This window comes from Pantoea sp. alder81, from assembly GCF_020179835.1.
Taxonomy (GTDB): domain Bacteria; phylum Pseudomonadota; class Gammaproteobacteria; order Enterobacterales; family Enterobacteriaceae; genus Pantoea.
Genome location: NZ_JAIUDA010000002.1, coordinates 359,190 through 381,828, shown reverse-complemented (window position 1 = coordinate 381,828; position 22,639 = coordinate 359,190). Strand labels below are relative to the sequence as shown.

The 22,639-nt window shown below is 52.1% G+C and carries 21 protein-coding genes; 15 read left to right on the top strand and 6 right to left on the bottom strand.

All coding sequences use genetic code 11. The features are described 5' to 3' along the window. The gene (locus LBW88_RS06750) at nucleotides 1-1,053 is read left to right on the top strand and encodes a carbohydrate kinase family protein (RefSeq protein WP_224931493.1); all 1,053 of its coding nucleotides are present in this window, start codon (nucleotides 1-3) and stop codon (nucleotides 1,051-1,053) included. Here LBW88_RS06750 and LBW88_RS06745 read toward each other — a convergent pair. Then, complete coding sequence (locus LBW88_RS06745; RefSeq protein WP_224931495.1) at nucleotides 990-1,736, bottom strand: response regulator; 747 nt, start codon at nucleotides 1,734-1,736, stop codon at nucleotides 990-992. The two genes, LBW88_RS06750 and LBW88_RS06745, sit on opposite strands and share 64 nt — an antisense overlap. A gap of 418 nt (nucleotides 1,737-2,154) precedes the next feature. Between LBW88_RS06745 and LBW88_RS06740 the strand changes: the two genes are divergently transcribed. Both LBW88_RS06740 and LBW88_RS06735 read left to right on the top strand, forming a co-directional pair. Next, nucleotides 2,155-3,453 (top strand): NCS2 family permease, encoded by a 1,299-nt coding sequence (locus LBW88_RS06740; protein WP_224931497.1) that lies wholly within the window; start codon nucleotides 2,155-2,157, stop codon nucleotides 3,451-3,453. 258 nt (nucleotides 3,454-3,711) lie between these two features. After that, nucleotides 3,712-4,269, top strand: coding sequence for a hypothetical protein (locus LBW88_RS06735; protein WP_224931499.1), 558 nt, complete (start codon nucleotides 3,712-3,714; stop codon nucleotides 4,267-4,269). Between the two features lie 48 nt (nucleotides 4,270-4,317). On the opposite strand, the gene LBW88_RS06730 is transcribed toward LBW88_RS06735, so the two are convergent. Next, nucleotides 4,318-5,766, bottom strand: a complete 1,449-nt coding sequence (locus tag LBW88_RS06730; protein ID WP_224931501.1) for an AMP nucleosidase — start codon at nucleotides 5,764-5,766, stop codon at nucleotides 4,318-4,320. 402 nt (nucleotides 5,767-6,168) lie between these two features. Between LBW88_RS06730 and LBW88_RS06725 the strand changes: the two genes are divergently transcribed. The 12 genes from LBW88_RS06725 (at nucleotide 6,169) to LBW88_RS06670 (ending at nucleotide 19,815) form a co-directional block, all read left to right on the top strand. Next, nucleotides 6,169-7,227 carry a branched-chain amino acid ABC transporter substrate-binding protein gene (locus tag LBW88_RS06725; RefSeq protein ID WP_160868152.1) on the top strand — a complete coding sequence of 353 codons (1,059 nt, stop codon included), beginning with the start codon at nucleotides 6,169-6,171 and terminating at the stop codon, nucleotides 7,225-7,227. 80 nt (nucleotides 7,228-7,307) lie between these two features. Continuing rightward, entirely contained in the window at nucleotides 7,308-8,222 is a 915-nt protein-coding gene (locus LBW88_RS06720) for an ABC transporter permease subunit (protein WP_045832249.1), read from the top strand. A 10-nt stretch (nucleotides 8,223-8,232) separates the two neighbouring features. Next, the gene (gene livM / locus LBW88_RS06715; protein ID WP_224931503.1) at nucleotides 8,233-9,516 is read left to right on the top strand and encodes a high-affinity branched-chain amino acid ABC transporter permease LivM; all 1,284 of its coding nucleotides are present in this window, start codon (nucleotides 8,233-8,235) and stop codon (nucleotides 9,514-9,516) included. Continuing rightward, a complete protein-coding gene (locus LBW88_RS06710) occupies nucleotides 9,509-10,384 on the top strand; it encodes an ABC transporter ATP-binding protein (protein ID WP_224931505.1) in 876 nt (291 codons plus the stop codon). Before livM ends, LBW88_RS06710 begins: the two co-directional genes overlap by 8 nt. Next, nucleotides 10,377-11,126: an ABC transporter ATP-binding protein gene (locus tag LBW88_RS06705; protein WP_224931507.1), complete on the top strand. Its 750-nt coding sequence runs from the start codon at nucleotides 10,377-10,379 to the stop codon at nucleotides 11,124-11,126. Before LBW88_RS06710 ends, LBW88_RS06705 begins: the two co-directional genes overlap by 8 nt. Before the next feature lie 120 nt (nucleotides 11,127-11,246). Continuing rightward, on the top strand, nucleotides 11,247-12,659 hold the full coding sequence (locus LBW88_RS06700) for an EmmdR/YeeO family multidrug/toxin efflux MATE transporter (protein ID WP_224931509.1): 1,413 nt from the start codon (nucleotides 11,247-11,249) through the stop codon (nucleotides 12,657-12,659). A gap of 135 nt (nucleotides 12,660-12,794) precedes the next feature. Then, complete coding sequence (locus LBW88_RS06695) at nucleotides 12,795-12,962, top strand: hypothetical protein (RefSeq protein ID WP_224931511.1); 168 nt, start codon at nucleotides 12,795-12,797, stop codon at nucleotides 12,960-12,962. A 361-nt stretch (nucleotides 12,963-13,323) separates the two neighbouring features. Further along, the gene (locus LBW88_RS06690; RefSeq protein ID WP_224931513.1) at nucleotides 13,324-15,603 is read left to right on the top strand and encodes a catecholate siderophore receptor Fiu; all 2,280 of its coding nucleotides are present in this window, start codon (nucleotides 13,324-13,326) and stop codon (nucleotides 15,601-15,603) included. Between the two features lie 47 nt (nucleotides 15,604-15,650). Further along, nucleotides 15,651-16,328: a PKHD-type hydroxylase YbiX gene (gene ybiX, locus LBW88_RS06685; RefSeq protein ID WP_224931515.1), complete on the top strand. Its 678-nt coding sequence runs from the start codon at nucleotides 15,651-15,653 to the stop codon at nucleotides 16,326-16,328. 230 nt (nucleotides 16,329-16,558) lie between these two features. Beyond that, on the top strand, nucleotides 16,559-17,395 hold the full coding sequence (locus LBW88_RS06680; RefSeq protein ID WP_224931517.1) for a sugar phosphate isomerase/epimerase family protein: 837 nt from the start codon (nucleotides 16,559-16,561) through the stop codon (nucleotides 17,393-17,395). A 144-nt stretch (nucleotides 17,396-17,539) separates the two neighbouring features. Beyond that, on the top strand, nucleotides 17,540-18,862 hold the full coding sequence (locus LBW88_RS06675) for an MFS transporter (protein ID WP_224931519.1): 1,323 nt from the start codon (nucleotides 17,540-17,542) through the stop codon (nucleotides 18,860-18,862). A gap of 35 nt (nucleotides 18,863-18,897) precedes the next feature. Beyond that, nucleotides 18,898-19,815, top strand: coding sequence for a 2-hydroxyacid dehydrogenase (locus LBW88_RS06670; protein WP_224931520.1), 918 nt, complete (start codon nucleotides 18,898-18,900; stop codon nucleotides 19,813-19,815). Nucleotides 19,816-19,843: 28 nt separating this feature from the next. On the opposite strand, the gene LBW88_RS06665 is transcribed toward LBW88_RS06670, so the two are convergent. The 4 genes from LBW88_RS06665 to LBW88_RS06650 form a co-directional block, all read right to left on the bottom strand. Beyond that, nucleotides 19,844-20,737, bottom strand: coding sequence for a sugar phosphate isomerase/epimerase family protein (locus LBW88_RS06665; protein ID WP_224931521.1), 894 nt, complete (start codon nucleotides 20,735-20,737; stop codon nucleotides 19,844-19,846). 197 nt (nucleotides 20,738-20,934) lie between these two features. Continuing rightward, on the bottom strand, nucleotides 20,935-21,957 hold the full coding sequence (locus LBW88_RS06660; protein ID WP_224931523.1) for a type II toxin-antitoxin system HipA family toxin: 1,023 nt from the start codon (nucleotides 21,955-21,957) through the stop codon (nucleotides 20,935-20,937). Then, nucleotides 21,954-22,265, bottom strand: coding sequence for a HipA N-terminal domain-containing protein (locus tag LBW88_RS06655; RefSeq protein WP_200569643.1), 312 nt, complete (start codon nucleotides 22,263-22,265; stop codon nucleotides 21,954-21,956). The genes LBW88_RS06660 and LBW88_RS06655 overlap by 4 nt, the downstream gene beginning before the upstream one ends. Beyond that, nucleotides 22,250-22,594, bottom strand: coding sequence for an XRE family transcriptional regulator (locus tag LBW88_RS06650; RefSeq protein ID WP_224931526.1), 345 nt, complete (start codon nucleotides 22,592-22,594; stop codon nucleotides 22,250-22,252). Before LBW88_RS06650 ends, LBW88_RS06655 begins: the two co-directional genes overlap by 16 nt. Nucleotides 22,595-22,639: the final 45 nt, after the last annotated feature.

The window sequence follows — 22,639 nt, the reverse complement described above, 5'->3', positions numbered from 1 at the left end:
ATGGTGCAACGCAACGGCATTCTTGGTGCGGGCAGTATGCTGGTTGACCATGTGCAGCGGATCACGCATTGGCCGGAACAAGGCTGGTTAGCCGAGATCACGCACAGCGAGAAGTGCAGTGGTGGTGCCGCGCTCAATGTGCTTTTCACCTTAGCGCGCATGCAGGTGAATTTGCCGCTGGCGGGTGTAGGGATGGTGGGCGAGGACAGTGACGGCAATTACATAGTTGAGCTGTTAGACGACCACCAGATCGATCGTCAGTTTGTGCATCGCACCCAGAGTGTCAGAACGGCAATGACGCAAGTGATGACCACACCCGATGGGCAACGCACCTTTTTCCATGCGCGCGGTGCCAACGCACAGCTGGATCTGCCCCATTTCACTGACGTTGCCACGCCACACCGTATTTTCCATCTCGGCTACTTGCTGTTGCTGGATAGTCTCGATCAGCCCGATGAGGAATTTGGCACACGCAGTGCACATTTGCTGGCCCAGATGCAGCAACGCGGCTATCTCACTTCACTGGATTTGGTGTCGCGGGCAGGAGAATATCGCCCGCTGGTGATGCCGGCTTTGCGCTGGCTGGACTATCTGGTGATTAACGAACTGGAGGCGCAATCACTTACCGGTGTAACCCTGCGCAGTGCTTCAGGGCTGGCGGTGCCCAGCGCCTTCGCCGACGCCGCTGCCTGGTTGATTGAACAGGGCGTGCGTCAACGTGTGGTGATCCATGCACCAGAGGGGGCATGGGGACAAGAGAGCGGTGGAGAAGGGTTATGGCAGCCGGCATGGTGCCTGAAACCGGAAGAGATTGTGGGCAGCGTTGGAGCGGGAGATGCGTTTTGTGCTGGGGTGCTCTATGCCAGTCACGAAGGTCTGCCCTTGCTGGAGACATTGAAGCTGGCACATACCTGCGCCTGTTTCAATTTGCATGCAGCAAATGCGCTGGACGGCACGCGGCCATTGGCCGAGATGCAGCGCTGGATGGATCATGCAATCTGTGTTTCGCGGGCGGCCGAAGCGGGACGCAGTACATCAGCGGAAAAGACATAACCCAGGCCGCGGATGGTACGGATCAGACTTGGCTGATGCGGATTGGCTTCAATCTTGCGCCGTAGTCGCATAATCAGCACGTCTATCGTTCGGTCGAACACCTCAAGACTTTCATTGTGGGTCAGTTCCAGCAGTTGATCGCGCGTGAGCACTTTGCGTGCGTGCGCCACCAGAGCGCGCAACAGGGTATATTCGCCTTGGGTGAGGGCAACGCTTTCGCGCTGAGGATTAAACAGCTGGCAACGCGCATCATCCAGCCGCCAGCCATTAAATTGCCATCCTTCATCCTGCTGTGTATCGGCTTGTGTCAGACGCCCGCAACGGCGTAATGCAGCGCGCGCGCGGGCCACAACCACGCGGGGATTAAAGGGTTTGGCAATGTAATCATCAGCACCCATCTCTAATCCCACCACCATATCCGCTTCCGATCCCATCCCGGTTAGCATGATGACCAGCAGATCCGGCCGCTGCCGCTGCATCTGTTGCAGCACCAGTAAGCCGTTGGTGTCCGGTAGCATCATATCCAGCATAACCAATGAAATTTCGGGGTGCAGGTTGAGTAGCGCAAGGGCATCTTTGCCCTGATGGCAGCTGTAAACAGTAAACACATGTTCACTTAATACATCGTGCAGCAATTCACACACGGCACGATCATCATCAACGACTAAAATCGCGGGCTTCATTGCGCTTTCTCACATGTTGCGAAAGGGTTAAAAAGCAGTGTAACCCGATGTTTTTAAGCTGCTGCCCTATGCTGCAGAAACGTGAGCGCCATCGCCAGGCAGTGTGCGAAATCGTGCGTTGCCGCAATATTTTCTACCGAGACCATTGACCGTAGGGAAAACGATTGCGCGGCAATAGTGCAATGCACCATAATCGCGCCTCATTCTGGTTCGGAATTATCTTAACCGTCGCGCTATTCGTAAACGTAAACGATTGCGTACGGTGATGGCATAGCTATTGCTATATGGACAGGGGAAAGCGGAAGGTGCTCTTGCCTTACGTCCGGCTCAAATCGCTTTCATCAAAAATATAACTAGTGTTTCAACCACATTGGCAAGAGAGAACGTGCACCCGTGCCGTCTCCGCTCATGAGAGATGATGATGTTAGAAAAACTCTTCAAACTTAAAGCGCACAACACCACCGTGCGCACAGAAATCATTGCGGGTATCACTACCTTCCTGGCCATGGCCTACATCCTGTTTGTTAACCCGAGCATTCTCGGTGCGACCGGCATGGATAAAGGCGCGGTATTTGTGGCCACCTGTTTAGCGGCGGCAATTGGCTGTGTGCTGATGGGGCTGATCGCCAACTACCCGATCGCGCTTGCTCCGGGCATGGGTCTCAATGCCTTCTTCACTTATACCGTTGTGCTGCACATGGGCTACACCTGGCAGATCGCACTCGGCGCGGTGTTCCTGTCAGCGGTCATCTTCTTTGCGCTGTCGATTTTCAAAATCCGTGAGTGGATTATTGCCAGTATTCCGTTGCCGCTGCGCGCGGGTATCGCTGCGGGTATTGGCTTGTTCCTGGCACTGATCGCGCTGGAAGGCGCGGGCATCGTGGTGGATAACCCGGCAACACTGGTTGGCCTGGGCGATCTGACCAAACCGGGCCCACTGCTGGCACTGTTAGGTTTCTTCATCATTGTGGCGCTGGAAGCACGTCGCGTGACCGGCGCAGTGCTGATTGGTATCCTGGTCGTCACCTTTATTTCGATGGGCATTGGTCTGACGCCATTTGGTGGCGTTTTCTCAGCGCCACCTTCGATTGCACCGACCTTTATGCAACTGGATATCTCCGGTGCATTTAACGTAGGTCTGGTGAGCGTTATCTTCGCCTTCCTGTTTGTGGATGTGTTCGATAATACCGGTACGCTGCTGGGCGTGACGAAGCGTGCGGGTCTGGCGGATGAGCAGGGCAATGTGCCGAAAATGGGCCGTGCGCTTATCGCTGACAGTGCTGCTGCGCTGTTTGGTTCATTACTGGGAACCTCAACCACCACCAGCTATGTCGAATCTGCTGCAGGTGTCAGTGCCGGTGGTCGTACCGGTTTGACGGCTATTGTGGTCGCTGTGCTGTTCCTGCTGAGCCTGTTCTTCTCGCCGTTGGCGGGTAGTGTTCCGGTTTACGCTACCGCACCGGCATTACTGTTTGTGGCGGTGTTGATGGCCTCTGGTTTGGCCGAAATTGACTGGAAAGACATCACTACGGCTGCGCCAGTAACCGTCACCGCGCTGACCATGCCTTTGACTTACTCCATCGCCAACGGTATCGCCTTCGGTTTCATTACCTGGACCGTGGTAAAACTGCTGAGTGGTCGTACTAAAGAGATCAATGCTGCACTGGTGATTCTCTCGATTCTGTTCGTGATCAAACTGGGCTGGTTAAGCGCTTAAGTTTTGGTTTCCGGAAGCCCGCTCGGGCTTCCGTGTTTTCTGTTTCATCTCCGCAAATATTCTCTGTGCGACCTCTCGCAATCCTTCACTAAGGCTCCTTCTGTTATTTCTCTGCCAGTTTTAGCCTGTGCGGCGTATTGATGCCTGCCTGATCTTTTTTTGCCGTGAATGGCGGGTTCGTGGAATGTTTAATCGGCTCGAATCTGTTTCACTAATCTGCAAGGTGAAGAGATAGCCGGGTCTATCTGGAGGTTTGTAATGGAATACGCCATGCGTGCTGCCCCGTTTCTTCCACCTCTTATCTACGTCGTCAGGAATATTGAGGATTCAAAAATGGAAGAATTAACTCAACGAGTCGGGTTGTTGGAAAAAACCACGCATCAAATTCAACAGGATGTTGCCGTCCTGACCGCGCGATCAGAGAATTTCGCGACCAAGGCCGATATCGGCACGCTGCGTACCGAACTGCTGGGAGAAATGGGGCAGTCGGAAAAGCGTACCGATGGTAAGTTCGAAAAGATGGCGCTGCACTTTGACGATAAACTGGGGAAAATGGCGCTGCATTTCGACGGTAAATTGGAAAAGTTGGAACTGCGCATCGACGACAAGCTAGACAAAATGGAACAACGCATCGATGTGAAGTTTGAACGCATGGATGAAAAATTTGAGAAGAAGTTTGTCAGGATCGATGAGAAGTTTGAAAAGCTTGACGTGAAATTTGAAAAGCTGAATGACCGACTCACCTGGTCCATTATGGTGCCCGCTATTCTGGCTGTCCTGGCCTGGTTTGTGAAAGATCTGCTAGTTAAAGTTTGATCTGAAATCCAATGTGACTCCGGCCCCATTGGGACCGGAGTTAAACCTTTACCTGAAGGGGGGTTCATTAAAGGTGCGCAACTTCCTTGAATGTAACTTATCGCCCTCAGCACGCAGCAGTTCTACCGCGCAAATGCCAATCTGCAGATGCTCAGAAATCGCCCCCTCATAGAAACGATTCGCCTGTCCCGGCAATTTAATCTCGCCGTGCAGTGGCTTATCCGAGACGCACAGTAAGGTGCCGTAAGGTACACGGAAGCGATAACCCTGTGCAGCAATCGTGGCACTCTCCATGTCTACCGCCACCGCGCGACTCAGGTTAAAACGCAATGCAGAAGCGGAGTAACGCAACTCCCAGTTACGGTCATCCGTGGTCACTACCGTGCCGGTACGCAGGCGCTGTTTTACCTCTTCTCCTGGCATGCCGCTCACGGCTTTGGTGGCGTCATACAGCGCACGCTGCACTTCAGCAATGCTTGGGATAGGAATGTCCGGCGGCAGCACGCTATCTAATACATGATCGTCACGCAAATAAGCATGTGCCAGCACGTAATCACCGATGGTCTGGCTTTCGCGCAGACCGCCGCAGTGACCAATCATCAGCCAGGCGTGCGGGCGAATCACCGCCAGGTGGTCGCAAATCGTTTTAGCATTGGAAGGACCCACACCAATGTTCACCAACGTGATGCCACGGCGATTGGGTGATGTCAGGTGCCAGGCGGGCATTTGATGCTTCTTCCAGGCCAGATCGGACATCATTGCAGTAGGATCCTGGGTGTCAGCGGTGATCACCACATCACCAGCACAGGCAAGGCTGTCATAAGGTGTGGAAGGATCCTGGACCTGCTCAATTGCCCAGCGAACGAACTCATCGACATAGCGCGTGTAGTTGGTGAAGAGCACAAACGGCTGAAAATGCTCGACGGCTGTGCCGGTGTAATGGCGCAGACGTGCGAGGGAGAAATCAGTGCGCAGCGCATCGAAGTGTGACAGCGGGAAAATCGCATTGGCATGGAACAGGCCATCTGCGGTTTCATCGCCAATCTGCGACAGCTCGGTGGTAGGGAAATGGCGCGCAATGCTGGCGCTCATCGAACGATCCAGTGTCAGGCCGTCAATCACGTACGGGTAGGGAATCTCCTGCTGTGAAGGCACCACTTCAACCAGAACGTCGTACTCTTTCTCCAGCATCTGTAATTGCTCACTCAGGTAGTGACGCAACAGTGCCGGGCGGGTAATGGTGGTGCTGTAACTGCCGGTGTGAGTAAAGCGTCCCCATGCGCGGGTGCGGTTCTGCTGAGGACCTTCACCTAACCAGGTGATGCGCAGTTCCGGGTAAACAAACAGGCCTTTCTGACGCGCATCTTCATCCGGCAGCGTGCCCTGTGTGGTGAAATCGCGAATCGCGTTGCGCAGTGCTTCCACCGCGCTTTCATACAGGCGTTCCAGTTCATCCAGTGCCTGCTGGCTGCTCAATCCGTTCCGTTGCGTATTCATAGATTCTCCTTCAGGAAACGTGGACCGATTTGACCAGAGCATAGCGGATAAACACCCCAGCACGATGAATAATCTGTGATCGACCGCATTCTGCACCATCACGGTGCTGGTATGCAGCTTAACTCTGGCTATGTTTATGATTAGCAGGGATGTCACCACGCGCCTCGTCTGCCCTGGCGCGATGCCACTGCAAAAAGCTGCCACCGACCGTCTTCTTTGGCGAGTTTCTTGCTTGATCCTAAATCGTGGCCCTATCGGCTACATACAGTGCTGCAAAAGTTTCAGAAATTGATTTCTCCCAGGCCGTGGTATGGCTCCGTTCCTGACCCGTTGAGGATTGAAAGCATGTCTTTGAAATTCATGAAACACCCAGTGAAGGTGGTACTTGCAGGTTGCCTGAGCATGGCATTTTACGCTCAGGCGGATATCAAGATTGGTGTGGCCGGCCCGTTCTCAGGACCTAATGCGACCTACGGGGCGCAATACTGGAAGGGCGCCAGTCAGGCTGCCGATGATATCAATGCCGCTGGTGGTATAAACGGCGAAAAAATTGTGCTGGTGCAGGGCGATGATGCCTGCGAACCCAAACAGGCGGTATCGGTAGCAAACCGATTAGTCGATCAGGACAAAGTGATGGCCGTGGTGGGTCACTTCTGTTCCTCCTCCACCATGCCCGCGTCGGAAGTGTATGACGAAGCTGGCGTGCTGGCGATTACCCCCGGATCCACCAACCCGCAAATCACCGAGCGCGGTATGAAAACCATGTTCCGCATGTGTGGCCGTGACGATCAGCAAGGTGCGATTGCAGCGGACTTCATTATCGACAAACTGAAAGCGAAAAAGGTGGCGGTGATCCATGACAAGGATACTTACGGTCAGGGGCTGGCCGATGCCACCAAAGCCGCGCTGGAAAAACGTGGCGTGAAAGAGGTGCTGTATGAGGGGCTTTCTCGCGGTGAGAAGGACTTCAATGCGTTGGTCACTAAGATTGGCGCGGTGAAACCCGACGTGGTCTATTTCGGTGGTTGTCATCCAGAAGCCGGCCCGCTGGTGCGTCAGATGCGTGAACAGGGTGTCAATGCAGCCTTCTTCTCCGGGGACTGCATCGTGACAGAAGAGATGGTGACGGCGGCAGGTGGGCCTCAGTACACCAAAGGCGTTTACATGACCTTCGGTAATGACCCGCGCACCATTCCGGATGGCAAAGCGGTAATTGAGAAGTTCCGCGCCAGCGGCTTCGAACCGGAAGGTTACACCCTGTACGCATACGCCTCTGTGCAGGCTATTGCGGCGGCTTACAAAGCCGCGGGTAAAGACAACGCCAAAGCCAGTGACTGGTTAAAAGCGAACAGCGTCGATACCGTGATGGGTAAAAAAGCCTGGGATGGCAAAGGCGATCTGAAAGTCTCGGATTATGTAGTTTATCAGTGGGATGACAAAGGCAAGTATCACCAACTGTAATTCGACACGCGGCCCCGCATCACGGGGCCTTTCGCCATTGGGCGCGATGTGTGCGCTCCCTCTACGCGCGGGATGGATTTATGGACGCCTTCTTCTTACAGCAACTGATCAATGGCCTGACGCTGGGCGCGGTGTATGGGTTGATCGCCATCGGCTACACCATGGTTTACGGCATTATCGGCATGATCAACTTCGCGCACGGCGAGGTGTATATGATCTCCGCCTATTTATGCGCGATAGGCTTAGCGCTACTGAGTTTCTTTGGTATTCACTCTTTTCCATTACTGATTTTCGGCACCTTGCTGTTCACCATTATCGTCACGGCGGCTTATGGCTGGGCGATCGAGCGTATTGCTTATCGGCCCCTGCGCAATTCCACACGCCTTGCGCCGCTGATTTCCGCCATCGGCATGTCGTTGATTCTGCAAAACTACGTGCAACTTAGCCAGGGCCCCAATCAGCAGGGTATTCCGACGTTGCTGACGGGTGTGCTGCGCATGGAAGTGGATGGCGGTATTGTGCAAATCACCTGGACCAAAGTCTTTATTCTGATTGCCGCGTTCTGTGGCATGGCGTTGCTCACCTGGATCATTCAGTACACCAAACTTGGCCGCATCTGCCGTGCCGTTCAGCAGGATCGGCGCATGGCGTCTATTCTCGGCATCAATACTGACCGCGTGATTTCGCTGGTGTTTGTCATCGGTGCAGCCATGGCTGGACTGGCGGGTGTGCTGGTGACCATGAACTACGGCACCTTTGATTTCTATGCCGGATTTATCATCGGTATCAAAGCCTTTACAGCCGCAGTGTTAGGCGGCATTGGCTCACTGCCGGGCGCGATGTTGGGTGGCTTGTTGCTGGGCGTGGCGGAAGCTCAATTCGCGGGGCTGGTGAACTCTGACTATAAAGATGTGTTCTCGTTTTCGCTGCTGGTGGTGATTTTAATCTTCCGTCCGCAGGGGCTCCTGGGGCGTCCGCTGGTCGCGAAAGTGTGAGGAAGCCACGATGAATGCAATGACGCAAAAAGCGGGCATGCGTGAAGCATTGCTCGACACGCTGCTGGCGGGAGTGATTGCGCTGGTAGTGTTTGGTCCGATTGTGGGTGTGGTGCTGGATGGTTACAGCTTCAAATTGTCGCCGCAACGCGTAGCGCTGTTGGTGGGGCTGGTCATGGCAGGACGTTTATTGATGAGCCTGTTTACCACTACGCCTTACGGGCAGCGCTTCAGGCGAAAATTTGAAGGCAATGATGACGGTGTTTATGTCCGTGAGCCGGGCTATCGTTCGCGGATGCGCTGGGTATTGCCGCTGTTGTTGATTGCTGCATTTGCCTTTCCATTTATATCGAGTAAATACCTGCTAACGGTGGCCATTCTTGGGCTGATTTATGTGCTGCTGGGGCTGGGACTCAACATTGTGGTGGGGCTGGCCGGACTCCTCGATCTGGGATATGTCGCATTTTACGCTATCGGGGCTTATGGTCTGGCTCTGGGCTACGAGTACCTTGGCCTCGGGTTCTGGAGTATGTTGCCTATTGCGGCTTTGCTGGCCGCTTTTGCGGGCGCGCTGCTGGGTTTTCCGGTGCTCAGGATGCACGGCGACTATCTGGCCATTGTGACCCTTGGCTTTGGTGAAATCATCCGTCTGGTGCTAACCAACTGGGTGTCATTCACGGGTGGACCCAATGGGGTCTCGATACCTTCACCGACCTTTTTTGGCCTTGAATTTGCCCGGCGAGCCAAAGACGGCGGTGTGCCGTATCACGAGTTTTTTCATCTCGATTACAACCCCAATATGAAATTCATCTTCATCTATGTCGTGCTGGTGCTAGTGGTGTTGCTGGTGCTGTTGATTAAGCATCGGTTGACGCGCATGCCAATTGGCCGGGCCTGGGAAGCGTTACGTGAAGATGAAATTGCCTGCCGCGCCATGGGGCTTAACCATGTGCTGGTCAAACTCTCTGCTTTCATGTTGGGTGCCTCGACGGCCGGGATAGCCGGGGTGTTTTTTGCCAGCTATCAGGGGTTTGTGAATCCCACCTCCTTCACTTTCTTTGAATCGGCGTTAATCCTGGCGATTGTGGTATTGGGTGGAATGGGCTCGACGCTCGGCGTCGTCCTTGCCGCCTTTGTGCTCACGGTCGCGCCGGAACTGCTGCGCAGTTTTGCCGAATACCGCGTGCTGCTGTTTGGCATGTTGATGGTGTTAATGATGATTTGGCGACCGCGCGGACTGGTTCGTACCGCACGTGTGGGTGTTCCGCTGCGAAAAGGAGATCGCCATGAGTGATGCCATCCTGCAAGTGGATAATTTAATGATGCGTTTTGGCGGTATTAAAGCGCTGAATGATGTCAGTCTCTCCGTTGAGCGGGGGTCGGTGACATCACTTATTGGCCCGAACGGCGCCGGTAAAACCACCGTATTTAACTGCCTGACCGGCTTTTATCGCGCCACCGGTGGGCGAATTATGCTCAATGCCAATCAGCGCAGTACCGATGTCATCCAGATTTTAGGCCAGAAAATTCATCCGCAGGATTGGCTCAATCCGGCGCGGCTGGGTTCGCGAGTTTGGTACAAAATGTTCGGTGGCGCGCATCTGGTTAATCGGGCCGGTCTGGCGCGCACCTTCCAGAATATCCGCCTGTTTAGGGAAATGTCGGTGGTAGAGAATTTGCTGGTGGCGCAGCATATGCAAGTTAATCGCCAACTGCTGGCGGGCGTCCTGAATAGCCGTGGTTATCGCGAAGCGGAAAACCGCGCCTTAGACCGCGCTTTTTATTGGCTGGAGAGTGTGGATTTGGTCTCCTGCGCCAATCGACTGGCGGGCACGCTCTCATATGGCCAGCAGCGCCGACTGGAGATTGCGCGCGCCATGTGCACGCGACCGGAACTGATTTGTCTGGATGAGCCGGCCGCGGGATTGAACCCTGTCGAAACCGATGCCCTCAGTCAAATACTTCATCGCTTACGCGCCGATCACCGTATCAGCGTGTTGCTGATTGAACACGACATGCCGATGGTGATGCGTATTTCCGATCACATCGTGGTACTCGATCATGGCGATGTCATCGCGCAGGGTACGCCGCAGCAAATTCGCCACGATCCCAAAGTTATCGCCGCCTATCTCGGCGCAGATGAGGAGAGCGACCATGACTGAACCGATGCTGAGTTTTGAACAGGTGGATGTGTTTTATGGTCCGGTACAGGCGCTCAGGCAGGTTTCCCTGACAGTGAATCAAGGCGAAACAGTGGCACTGATTGGCGCGAACGGTGCGGGGAAATCGACGCTGCTGATGTCGATTTTTGGCCAGCCGCGCATCGCCAGTGGCGACATCCGCTTGCGTGGTGAGTCAATCAGCCACCGCAGCACCCATTTCATTGCGGCTAGCGGCATTGCGCAGGCCCCCGAAGGCCGCCGCATCTTTCCCGATATGACGGTAGAGGAGAATCTGCTGATGGGCACGATCGCGGTGGGCGATCGCTTTGTTAAAGAGGATAAAGATCGCATGTACCAACTGTTTCCGCGTCTGCTCGAACGCCGCAAACAGCGTGCGATGACGCTCTCCGGTGGCGAGCAGCAGATGCTGGCGATTGCGCGTGCGCTGATGAGTCGCCCAAAACTGCTGCTGCTTGACGAACCGAGTCTCGGTCTGGCACCGATTGTGGTGAAGCAGATCTTCAACATCCTACGCGAACTCACCCAGCAAGGTATGACGCTGTTTTTGGTGGAGCAGAATGCAAGGCATGCGTTGAGGCTGGCCGATCGCGGCTATGTGATGGTCAACGGCGAGATCAAACTGAGCGGCAGTGGGGAAGAACTCTTAAATAACGAAGAGGTGCGCAGTGCTTATCTCGGTGGTGCAGCGGATCCTGCGGTGGTGGCGACAAAAAGTTTGTAATAATGATTAAATGGTGATGGGAAACACTTTGCATATTTCTCAGTGGCCTATCATCATTATTACTCTTCTTCCTCTCCAAAGTGATTTGGTACTCCCTTGCAAAATCCTGGCGTAGCAGTGATGCGGGCGGTCAGAAATACGGCGTGGTATCCGAAACGTCAATCTTATCGCACGCTGTTGTGGCGTGAAATTACCCCATTAGCCGTGCCCATCTTTATTGAAAACCTGTGTGTGATGCTGATGGGCGTCCTGAGTACTTTCCTCGTGAGCTGGCTGGGGAAAGAGGCGATGGCGGGCGTCGGTCTGGCCGACAGCTTCAATATGGTGATTATTTCCTTCTTTGCGGCGATCGACCTCGGGACTACCGTGGTGGTGGCGTTTAGTCTCGCCAAACGGAACGGAAAACGCGCCCGCGCCGCCACACGGCAATCACTGGGCTTAATGACGGTGCTGGCGTTTGTGCTGGTCATCGTGATCGAGATCTGGGGGCATCTGATTATTGATGTCATCGCAGGCAGCGCAGACCCTAAAGTGAAAGAGCTGGCGCTCAGCTACCTGCAAACCTCGGCGTGGAGCTACCCGGCGGCGGCGATTGCCCTGATCGGCAGCGGCTCGCTGCGTGGAGCAGGTAATACCAAAATTCCCATGCTGATTAATGGCGGTATGAACATCCTCAACATCGTGATCAGTAGTGTGCTGATTTATGGTGCCATGGGCTGGGAAGGGATGGGGTTTGTCGGCGCAGGATTGGGCTTAACCATTTCACGCTATATCGGTGCGGCGGCAGCCATTTATGTGCTATATCGCGGCATTACTCCGGCGTTAAGAATCAGCATCGCCAGCTATTTCCGTCGCTGGGATCGCAACATCCTGATGGAGGTGCTGGGGATCGGGGTGCCGGCCAGTATTGAATCGGTACTGTTTAACGGCGGTAAATTGCTGACGCAGATCTTTGTGGCAGGCATGGGTACCAATGAAATTGCCGGTAACTTTATCGCCTTCTCGATTGCCACCTTGATTAACCTGCCAGGCAATGCCCTCGGTTCGGCTTCCACCATCATCACCGGCAAACGGCTGGGGAAAAATCAGGTGATGCAGGCGGAAAGACAGATTAAACATGTGTTCTGGCTGGCGATGATCGGGCTTTGCACATTGGCATTGATAACGGTGCCGCTGGCTGGCACGCTGGCCAAATTCTACACCCGCGACCCGGAAGTGATTGAAGTCACCAAACATCTTATCTGGCTCAATGCTGCCTTTATGCCGATCTGGACCGCCTCCTGGGTGCTGCCTGCCGGATTGAAAGGTGCACGCGATGCCCGTTATACCATGTACGTGTCGATGTTCAGCATGTGGGGTGCGCGCGTGGTTGCCGGCTATGTGCTGGGCATCATGTTCGGTATGGGCGTGGTCGGGGTGTGGCTTGGTATGTTCCTTGACTGGACGGTGCGCGGTGTTTTCTTCTGGCTGCGTTTGACCAGCGGCAAGTGGCTTAATAATTATCGCCGTATGCTGGCGAAGAGCAGGGCATAACATAGATGGCCGCCGTAGCAGTGGGCGGCCATTGATATATGCATTAATTGGGATTCCATCGCATATCTAATCGTTTTGGTTATAAAGCAGGTTGCGCTTTACTGTCAGGGTCAACCATTACTGGAGAGCCTGACGATGAAAACGATGCTGTCACAGTGGTTCCATCGCCTGATCAACGCCACATCACAACCCGCTGAAGAGCGTGAATTCGATCTCAGCAATCATATTGATTTGCTGATTCCAGTCAGCCAGCTTTATGGCATTGAGTTTCATCCGTCGGTGTATCGCTACTATGAGCGATGAACGCCTGCATCACGTCATGCGATACAGTTACTGGAATGAACTGTGCGCTTTCCTCAAAAACCCGCTGCCATGTCCAGCGGGTTTTTTGTGCCTGAATTTTGACCCTTTCTGACCACTTTATAAGTAAACCCTGACATAACCTTCCTGTTGGCTCTGATTGTATTAATTATGTAAGACCTCCGTAAAGAAATGTATTCCCAAGCCGCTTCGCTCATGCAAGAATAAAAAGGTAAATGATAACCATTGGCGTTATCATTTGGGTGTTGCATTCTGAGGCAGTGGATTTCATGGCAAGTTAATTGCGGTGATTTGCCGGATGCAATGAATCCTTCAATAACGATAAGAAACTTACTCTCTTAAAATGGATAACAATCGCAATTTGCCGTTTGGCAGCTTCAATTCGCTGACCCTGTTCACCGGGCTTTGCATTGGTATTTCCCCTGCAGCTGCTCTGGCCGCCGACAATACCAATAAAAAATCTGACGATACTTTAGTGGTGACGGCGCAAACGCCTTCACTGTATGCGCCTAATGCTTCTGCCGACCCCAAATTTACCCGTCCGCTGGTGGATACCACCCGCACCATGACGGTGATTCCGGATCAGGTGATGAAAGATCAAGGCGTTAATAACCTGACCGATGCGCTGAAAAATGTGCCGGGCGTGGGGGCATTTTATGCCGGGGAAAATGGCAGTTCTTCGACCGGTGATGCCGTATATATGCGCGGCATGGATACCTCGAACAGCATCTATGTGGACGGCATTCGCGATATTGGCAGCGTGACACGCGATACCTTCAATACTCAGCAAATTGAAGTGATTAAAGGTCCGTCGGGCACCGATTACGGTCGCAGCGCGCCGTCGGGTTCCATCAACATGATCAGTAAGCAGCCGCGTCTGGACACGGGCCTGGATGGATCGGTGAGTGTGGGCAGCGCGTGGATGCGTCGCGGTACGCTGGACTATAACCAGGCCATCAACGATAACAGCGCGTTCCGCCTCAATCTTATGGGCGAGAAGACCCACGATGCCGCACGTGATAACGTGCAAAATGAGCGCTATGGCGTGGCGCCTTCACTGGCATTCGGCCTGGATACCTCAACGCGTTTATATCTGAACTATCTGCATGTGCATCAGAACAATACGCCAGATGGTGGCATCCCGACCATTGGTCTGCCGGGATACTCTTCGCCGACTGCAGCTACCTCTGCACTTAATCATTCTGGCAAAGTGGCGACCAGTAACTATTACGGCACCGATTCCGATTTCGATAAATCCACCACTGATAGCGGCACCATTCGCTTCGAGCACGATCTCAGCGACAGCACCACGATTCGCAACACCACGCGCTGGTCGCGAGTGAAGCAGGAGTATCTGCTGACTGCGGTGATGGGCAGCACTATCACCACGCCAAATCCGAATGACGTTGGCACCTGGACCTGGACGCGCAACGCTAACCTGAAGGATGTCAGCAATCGTATCCTCACCAACCAGACCAATATCACCTCGAAATTCTATACCGGTTCAGTGGGTCACGATGTTAGTGCTGGCGTGGAATTCACACGTGAAAACCAGACCAACTACGGCGTCAATGCCATCACTGCACCTGCGGTTAATATCTACCATCCGATCAGCAGCATTTCCGTGGGTGGGCTGGATCGCAACGGCGCCAATGCCAATGGGCAGACCGATACCACCGGTATTTATGCCTTCGATACGTTGGCTATTACCAAAAACTTCGAGCTGAACGGCGGCATTCGTCTTGATAGCTATCACACCGATTATGACAGTGCCACCGCTTGTGGCGGCACCGGGCGCGGGGCACTGGCGTGTCCGACGGGCACCGCACCCGACACGCCAATTACCACGGTTGATACGGCCAAATCTGGCAACCTGGTGAACTGGAAAGCCGGTGCGCTGTATCGTTTGACCGAGCAAGGCAATGTTTATGTCAACTATGCTATTTCTCAGCAGCCTCCGGGCGGTAGCAGCTTTGCGCTGGCGGCGGGTGGCACCGGTAACAGTGCAAACCGTACTGATTTCCAGCCTCAGAAAGCTAAATCAAGCGAAGTGGGGACCAAATGGCAGATTCTGGATAAACGTCTGCTGCTGAATGCTGCGCTGTTCCGCACCGATATCGAGAATGAAGTGGACGCTAACGACGACGGCACTTACTCGCAAACCGGTAAAAAACGCGTTGAGGGCTATGAGCTCTCAGCCACCGGCAACATCACGCCAGATTGGGAAGTGATTGCCGGCTACACCCAGCAGCACGCTTCGGTGAAAGAGGGGGCTGCGGTCGCTCAGGATGGCTCATCTGCTATCGCTTACACACCAAAACACGCCTTCACCTTGTGGACGCAGTATCAGGCCACTGATGCGATTTCCGTTGGTGCGGGTGCGCGTTACGTGGGCAGCCTGCGCCGCGGCAGCGATGGTGCAGTGGGGACACCAGACCATACTGAAGGCTATTGGGTGGCGGATGCGAAAATGGGCTACAAGGTCAACAACAACCTCGATCTGCAGCTGAACGTATACAACATTTTCGATACCAACTATGTTGCTTCCATCAATAAGAGTGGTTACCGCTACCATCCAGGTGAGCCGCGGACTTTCCTGTTGACGGCAAACGTCCATTTCTAAGATTCAACGTGGGGCGTTCGCGCCCCTATTTATGAGAGAACACCGCGATGATGTATCACATTCCTGCAGTGCTGACACCAGAAGAAGTGGCGAATTTCAGTTCGCTGCTGCAACAGGCCGACTGGATTGACGGACGCGCCACGGTGGGTAGCCAGGGCGCAACGGTTAAAAATAATCAGCAGATCGATACGCGCACGCCGCTTTACGATCGGTTGCAAGCCGCAGTGATGCAGGCTTTGAACAATAACCCGCTGTTCTTTTCTGCTGCGCTACCGCGTTCTATTTCTACACCGCTGTTTAACCGCTATGAACAGGGTGAAACCTACGGTTTTCACGTTGATGGCGCGGTGAGGCATAACGGCGCGGCAGGGTGGATGCGAACCGATCTTTCGGCCACACTCTTTGTCAGTGAACCCGACAGTTATGACGGCGGTGAACTGGTCATTGAAGACACTTATGGTCAGCACAAGGTGAAATTACCTGCCGGCCATCTGGTGCTTTATCCTTCAAGTAGCCTGCATTGCGTTACACCTGTTACGCGTGGTGCGCGCGTCGCTTCGTTTCTGTGGATTCAGTCGATGGTGCGTGATGATAAACAACGCGCCATGCTGTTCGAACTGGATCGTAATATCCAAAGCCTTAAAGCGCGTCATGGCGATAGCGAGGAACTGCTGTCCCTGCTGAACATGTATCACAACCTGCTGCGCGGTTGGACAGAAGTTTAACGCTTTCTCACCGCGCGATGCGCGGTTCTTCTCCTCGCCAAAACTCCCACCTACTGAGCCCACCATGTTTGGTTCATGTATTTTTTATCCAACGAAATTGTGATGTACCTCTTAAATCGCTGACTAAAGTGTCCTTTCGTGATCGCGTCGCCGTTTAGTCATCATTTTATTTGCTAAAAGTGTTCATACGGTCATTAACTGAACTTTAGTTCATCTAAGGGAGAGTGAGTATGAGCATGCTTGAGATCGGTGTTAACACGGCAATGTTTGACGGCGTGGATACGGATAGTGCTTTCCGCACGATCAAAAAAGCGGGATTTAAGTATATCGAACTTGCTTACAACCAGGGTTATGTAGGGGACATGCCTCCCGAGCTGTTTAGTGATGAAAATGCGAAACATATCAATACATTGCTGGAAAAACATCAGTTGAGCACGCGCTCTTTTGGCGCGACCATGAACATGGGCGCATCCGATGCGGTTGAACAATTTACCCGTCGAATTCGATTTGCCCATTTGATTGGTGCCACATGGATCAATATTTGTGTTGGACGCATGGCGGATCGCCAGCAAATCATCACAAATCTAAATAAACTCGCGCCCATTGCCAGCGATAATGGCTGTGTAATATGCCTGGAAAATGGGGGTGACCCCAACTATGACGTATTTCGTTTAGTTGATGATGGCTTCGCATTATTGGATGCGATTGATCACCCAGCAATCTCTATCAATGTTGACGCCGGAAATATTGTCTCGCTCTGCCCGGATAGCGATGCTATTGACGAAGCCATTAAGATGCTTCCTCGCGCACAGCATTGCCATTTAAAAGATTTACAGGTTAAAGACGGCGAGGTCTATTTTACCCCAATGGGCAATGGCCAATTAAATTACGCGCCAATGCTCAAAGCCCTGGAAGCACGCAAGATTCCTTGTAGTCTTGAAATTCCATTACGCATGCATCGCCAACGCGATAGTTATCCGATACGAGATGCCGTGCCGGTGGATGTTTCCCGAAGTCTGGAGGTATTAATTCAGTCACGGGAGTATCTGGAAAAGCAATTCGGTTAGTCTCGTCTTTCTGAGTGATATTGTTCAAGTCACCCTTGGTCAAATGACCGAAGGGTTACTGAACGTTTCTGCAGAATATTTTCGAAGGATTTGAGCTTCAACCATTAATCCCGTTGTTTAACGATTTTAAGCTGAAGGTTAATCATGTCTAATTCTACCTTGAATACAGCACCAAAATCAGGCAAACCAACACAGTTTCGCTGGGCAATATTTGCCACGATGTTCTTTTTATTAGCCGTCAATCTCATGGACCGTATTACCTTGTCTATTGGTATGCCTTATATCAAAGATGAATTCAATCTTTCACCTACCATGCAAGGGTTAATTCTCAGTAGTTTTTTCTGGTCCTACGCACTATTACAGATACCGGGAGGGTGGTTATTAGACCGTTTCGGGCCGCGAAAAGTGATCACCGGAGCTTTATTTGGCTGGGGATTTTTCCAGGCCATTATTGGCCTGGCGAGCGGTGGCCTTAGCCTGATTTTGGCGCGTATTGGTCTGGGTGCGATGGAAGCTCCCGTATCACCTAGCGGTGCAAAGTTGAGTTCAACCTGGTTGACCTCATCAGAACGAGGGCGTGGTGCGGTTATTATGGATTCGGGAAGTCCGCTTGGCGTGGCAATCGGCGGAATTCTTGTCGCGCATCTGATCGTGGTTCTGGATTCCTGGCGCGTAACCTTTGTCATTGTAGGTCTGTTCACGATGTTATTAGGCTTCTTTGCCTGGCGTATGCTACGTGACCGGCCTGCAGAGCATCCTAAAGTTAGCCAGCAGGAAGTGGATTATATTGCCGCTGGAAATGTTAACAGTTCCGCCGTGGATACAGACATTGTGCCAACAAAAGGGCTTGGTATCAGTTGGTTTACCATGATTGCCATCATGCTGGGACGCGCCTCGTGGGGCATGGTGTACTGGGGATTATTGACGTGGGGGCCGAGTTATCTGGCGCAGGCCCAGGGACTGCAACTTGCTGCAATTGGTAACTCGACCTTTTTAATTTTTATTATGGGAACGGCAGGTTGCCTATTCAGTGGCTTTTTTGCCGATTTCCTGGTGAAACGCGGTGTGAGTCATAACGTTGCCTTAAAAGGATTACTGTCATTATCAGGTCTGGTAGGGCTAGGAGTGCTATATGCACTCGCCACAGTGAAAAACCCAAATCTCGCGGTGGGTCTGCTATCGGTGGCCGCCTTCTTTATGATGTTTGGCAGTCTGTACTGGAGTTTCCCGGCTATTTTGGCGCCCAAAGACCGTGTGGGTATGGTGGGCGGCTTTATGAATATGGCTAACAGTTGTGCAGGTATTCTGGTGCCGATTTTAGTGGGTGTCATTCTGCAACTGACGGGTAGTTACGAAAGTGTGCTGGTTTATTTTGCTATCTGTGCAGGGTGTTACACCCTGGGGACTTTGTGTATTAACTTTAACAAAACTCCGGTCAAGGCTGGGCAGCTTTCATTGCAAAAATAGGATATTTCAGCATTGAGTTGAATTCAGGAGGGAATATGTCCGTCATACTGAGAGCGTCTAAAGTTCCACAGTCGCTGGTTGATACCTTGTCTTTAGGTAATGACATTATTGATCTTAACGATTTTACATCAGAGCGTGAAAAAGAAGTTGAGATTATATTGGCCAGCGGTGAGTCAATAGTTGAAGCTGCGTTAATCAATAGATTGCCAAATTTACGCCTGATCACTGTATTTGGTGTGGGTTACGACGGCGTGGATATCCACGCCGCCCGGCAACGTGATATTTCGGTGACAAACACGCCGGATATATTAACCGAAGACGTGGCTGACTTAGCCATCGCGTTAATGTTAAGCGTTGCACGCCGTATTAATGGCGCACAACGGTTTATTGAGCGTGGTGACTGGCAGGGAGGCGCTTTTCCTCCTGCGATTAAGGTCACTGGCAAGCGGCTGGGTATTGTGGGTTTTGGTCGTATCGGGCGAGCGGTAGCACAGCGTGCTGAAGGATTCTCAATGCAAGTGGGGTGTTACAATCGTTCTGACCCACAAAGCCAGAGCGTTACTTATTATCCTTCGCTGATGTCGTTAGCTCAAAACAGCGATTTCCTGATTGTGTGTGCCAGCGGCGGAGAAACATCGCGGCATTTGATCAATCAGGATGTGCTGAATGCGCTTGGCCCTAAAGGTATTTTAATTAACGTCGCGCGGGGGAGTGTGGTTGATGAGGATGCATTGATTCAGGCCATCATAACGGAGCAAATTGCGGGGGCAGGATTAGATGTTTTTGCGAATGAACCGTTGGTACCCAATTCGCTTTTCAATCGGGATAATGTGGTGCTGACCCCACACATTGGCAGTGCAACGTCTTCAACACGCGCGGCCATGGCTAAATTGGTAATGGACAACATCTCGGCTTATCAGGCGGGACACCCTCTGCTTACGCCGGTGGTATAAAGCCGGGGGCCATGCGCCCCCGGCTATTTTAGGCTTGCCATGCGCTTTGCAAAAACGTTCGACACTGCAACTCATTGTCCCATAGGTCGTCCTGATCAGTGGTACGCATTTCCACAGCGATGGATATTGCCCCAACTTCAGCGGGAAGGGGCAGATGACGAGCGGTATCAATAATTTGCGCGGCGACATCGCGGGTAAGAAAACCGGGCTCGCCAAACTTCATGTGATAGTCTCCAAAGCCAGTGGCCAGGGGATCGAGGATGGCATTTGCGAGATGCAACTGCGAGATAAGGGGGGCGGCAAGAGTGAGTGATTCCACCAGATCCTCCTGATTTAATGCTACGTGAGCGCTGTCCCAGGCGAGATAAAGTTTAGGACAGTCAGAGCGTAGCCTCTTCATCCACGCGACTGTTTCATCCGTTGGGCCAATTAATTGGCATTTGTGTGCATAGCGGTCAAGAGGCTCAATCTGCAACAACATCCCATCGTATTGGTTCATCTCTTCACCAATACGCACTACCGCTTCACTGAATCCTTTCATGGCATCAGCTCGATGAGCATCGCCAGGATCGCTGCCGCTAACTAATGACAGTTTTGTCGTACCGCACTCTGCGGCCAAATGGACAAGTTCACAGGCACGCCGTATCGATTTCTCACGTAATGACTGATCAAGACTGCTTAGATTCAGATTGTCTTTCAACAGCTCGAAGGTAAGCCATTGAGTGACACGAAGAGCATGCTGTTGAGCGATGTCATGAATCTTGCCGGCTATAGCGGATTGGTGAAAAATCCCGGTCTCGAAGCCTTGATAATAGCCGCTTTGGGCGATTTTCCTGATGACTTGCAATAGTGCTTCTTCGTCATTTGTGATGGGGAAAAAGAGTTCAGCAAGGTGTGCCGAAGGATAAAGAGTCGTCGCCATAATATTACCAGCCTCCTGTTCGAATGGGCCGCTTTTAAAGGTAAGCGGGCAATAACAAAAGAATAGGTCTCAATGAACATATGAACAATAAATGTTCTTATGATCGCGTTGGCAATATGATGGAGATCTCGCTTTTGCGGTAGATGCAAAAAAGCCCGCTCGGGTCTTCCCGAACGGGCTTGTCTAAATCTCAGGCTTTAATAGCTGTGCACGGCCAATAATGTCATCCGGCGCGCAACGTATGCCAACACGTTTTCTCTATGATCGACTGGCATGTGGCTTTCTGTATAAGTTTCTACGATTAAAGGGTGAAGCTTAACGACATCTGAAAGCCATTTCCTGGCCAGTGCTGGGTTGATGCCCATGCCTTGCGCCAGGAGAATGAAGTCTGCACCCAGGTATTCCCCATATGCGGAATCAATGCCAGGTGCGTTTTCCCCATCATTCTCTTCAAGTTCTAACAGTGGAAGGGCAAGATATTCCCTGAAAGCAGATGCATAAGGGACAATACTGATAAAATCATAAACTGGAGCAAGGTATGATGACCCCTGCTCTGGGAGAATTATCCCAATATTTCGCAGATGGAAATCATTATTGCCCAGCACATAAGCGTAAACAATTCGCAAAAACACATCACGCTGGCTCTTCAGGCTGCTGCTCACTGAATCATGTAAAAATTTAGCGGCCCTTTCATAACTCACCGCTTTTTTGTTGTTAATATTTCCGTACTTATCATTCAAACCCATTGCGCCATCCAGCTGCTCCTGATGGAGTCGCGCGTTGTCAGGCCCTAAACGATCATACCTTTTAATGACAAATGCCAGCTCAACGGGTTGATCGTCGATTTGCCTGAAGGGCATCAGTCCAAAGGGCGGCACGTCAAATTTAAGACGCTGCATTACGCACATTGTTGCGTGCTCATTTTCAGCCAGATGCGGATACGCCTCAGGTGAGGGCTTTAAAATATAGTTACCGTGGTTACTCACTACCACCAACTCATTTCTTTCCTGACGTAGAGATAGCTTAGGCTGATAGCCAGATATACTCATTCCTCTCTGACGCTCAGGGAGTTCCTGAATAAACTGGCTACGCGTGAAAGGAAGATGTGGCACCACTTTGACTTGTCCGAAGAGGTGTAGAATCCCTTTTTTAGAATAGCCCGTTTGCAACTCAGGCTCTTTCAGTTGGCTCAGATTGATCAGGCAACGTTGTGGATTCATTCGATGACCTCTTTCAGCAAGACGGCACCCAGCAAGTCGCTACCATTTTCCATTAGTAAGCCGAACAAGTCTGTATCGTCAATTTTTTGAATTTCAGAATACCGCTTTCGCAACCATCCTTCTGGAGCCAGCCCTTTGAAAAAAGGGTGGAGTTGTTCACTGAGATAAGGTTCCGGCCTGACCGGCATACTAAGCGATAGCGCCCGGCCACTGTAGTTCGCCTGATAACAGAAGACGAAGCCCGAATCATTTTCACTTAATGTCCCTATTGGTTGGTTATATAGCCATACGGCTATTTTTCGAGCCATACCTTTAGCCCCAATTCTCTCAGTAGTGCATGAACATTGCTCGCTTTGGCCGCGGAGGGATTGGCCATCAATCTTTTAAAAGTCGAGAGTGACACGCCAATTTGCATGGACATCTCTTCAAAAGTGATATTTTGCTGCTTCAGCTCACGCGCCAACATTTGTGGCAGAGATGAGAATGTTAAGGTGCTCATCAGCGACTTGTCTTTATCAGCTAAGTCTTTAATGAAACCACCTTGAGTTTGTGCATCCGCAATTAACTGCTGCATCATCTGTTGTTTGTCAGTTTTAGAAAGATTTTGAATGAAGAATTGAATTTCATCGGGGTTCATTTTTGACACTTTCCATCAGATACGCTCTCTAAGAGCTGCATTTAT

What these genes read in the sequence shown, in the direction of transcription:
- LBW88_RS06750 (WP_224931493.1), top strand. Translation starts at nt 1, where the DNA reads ATGGTGCAACGCAACGGCATTCTTGGTGCGGGCAGTATGCTGGTTGAC.
- LBW88_RS06745 (WP_224931495.1), bottom strand. Translation starts at nt 1,736, where the DNA reads ATGAAGCCCGCGATTTTAGTCGTTGATGATGATCGTGCCGTGTGTGAA.
- LBW88_RS06740 (WP_224931497.1), top strand. Translation starts at nt 2,155, where the DNA reads ATGATGTTAGAAAAACTCTTCAAACTTAAAGCGCACAACACCACCGTG.
- LBW88_RS06735 (WP_224931499.1), top strand. Translation starts at nt 3,712, where the DNA reads ATGGAATACGCCATGCGTGCTGCCCCGTTTCTTCCACCTCTTATCTAC.
- LBW88_RS06730 (WP_224931501.1), bottom strand. Translation starts at nt 5,766, where the DNA reads ATGAATACGCAACGGAACGGATTGAGCAGCCAGCAGGCACTGGATGAA.
- LBW88_RS06725 (WP_160868152.1), top strand. Translation starts at nt 6,169, where the DNA reads ATGGCATTTTACGCTCAGGCGGATATCAAGATTGGTGTGGCCGGCCCG.
- LBW88_RS06720 (WP_045832249.1), top strand. Translation starts at nt 7,308, where the DNA reads ATGGACGCCTTCTTCTTACAGCAACTGATCAATGGCCTGACGCTGGGC.
- livM (WP_224931503.1), top strand. Translation starts at nt 8,233, where the DNA reads ATGAATGCAATGACGCAAAAAGCGGGCATGCGTGAAGCATTGCTCGAC.
- LBW88_RS06710 (WP_224931505.1), top strand. Translation starts at nt 9,509, where the DNA reads ATGAGTGATGCCATCCTGCAAGTGGATAATTTAATGATGCGTTTTGGC.
- LBW88_RS06705 (WP_224931507.1), top strand. Translation starts at nt 10,377, where the DNA reads ATGACTGAACCGATGCTGAGTTTTGAACAGGTGGATGTGTTTTATGGT.
- LBW88_RS06700 (WP_224931509.1), top strand. Translation starts at nt 11,247, where the DNA reads ATGCGGGCGGTCAGAAATACGGCGTGGTATCCGAAACGTCAATCTTAT.
- LBW88_RS06695 (WP_224931511.1), top strand. Translation starts at nt 12,795, where the DNA reads ATGAAAACGATGCTGTCACAGTGGTTCCATCGCCTGATCAACGCCACA.
- LBW88_RS06690 (WP_224931513.1), top strand. Translation starts at nt 13,324, where the DNA reads ATGGATAACAATCGCAATTTGCCGTTTGGCAGCTTCAATTCGCTGACC.
- ybiX (WP_224931515.1), top strand. Translation starts at nt 15,651, where the DNA reads ATGATGTATCACATTCCTGCAGTGCTGACACCAGAAGAAGTGGCGAAT.
- LBW88_RS06680 (WP_224931517.1), top strand. Translation starts at nt 16,559, where the DNA reads ATGAGCATGCTTGAGATCGGTGTTAACACGGCAATGTTTGACGGCGTG.
- LBW88_RS06675 (WP_224931519.1), top strand. Translation starts at nt 17,540, where the DNA reads ATGTCTAATTCTACCTTGAATACAGCACCAAAATCAGGCAAACCAACA.
- LBW88_RS06670 (WP_224931520.1), top strand. Translation starts at nt 18,898, where the DNA reads ATGTCCGTCATACTGAGAGCGTCTAAAGTTCCACAGTCGCTGGTTGAT.
- LBW88_RS06665 (WP_224931521.1), bottom strand. Translation starts at nt 20,737, where the DNA reads ATGGCGACGACTCTTTATCCTTCGGCACACCTTGCTGAACTCTTTTTC.
- LBW88_RS06660 (WP_224931523.1), bottom strand. Translation starts at nt 21,957, where the DNA reads ATGAATCCACAACGTTGCCTGATCAATCTGAGCCAACTGAAAGAGCCT.
- LBW88_RS06655 (WP_200569643.1), bottom strand. Translation starts at nt 22,265, where the DNA reads ATGGCTCGAAAAATAGCCGTATGGCTATATAACCAACCAATAGGGACA.
- LBW88_RS06650 (WP_224931526.1), bottom strand. Translation starts at nt 22,594, where the DNA reads ATGAACCCCGATGAAATTCAATTCTTCATTCAAAATCTTTCTAAAACT.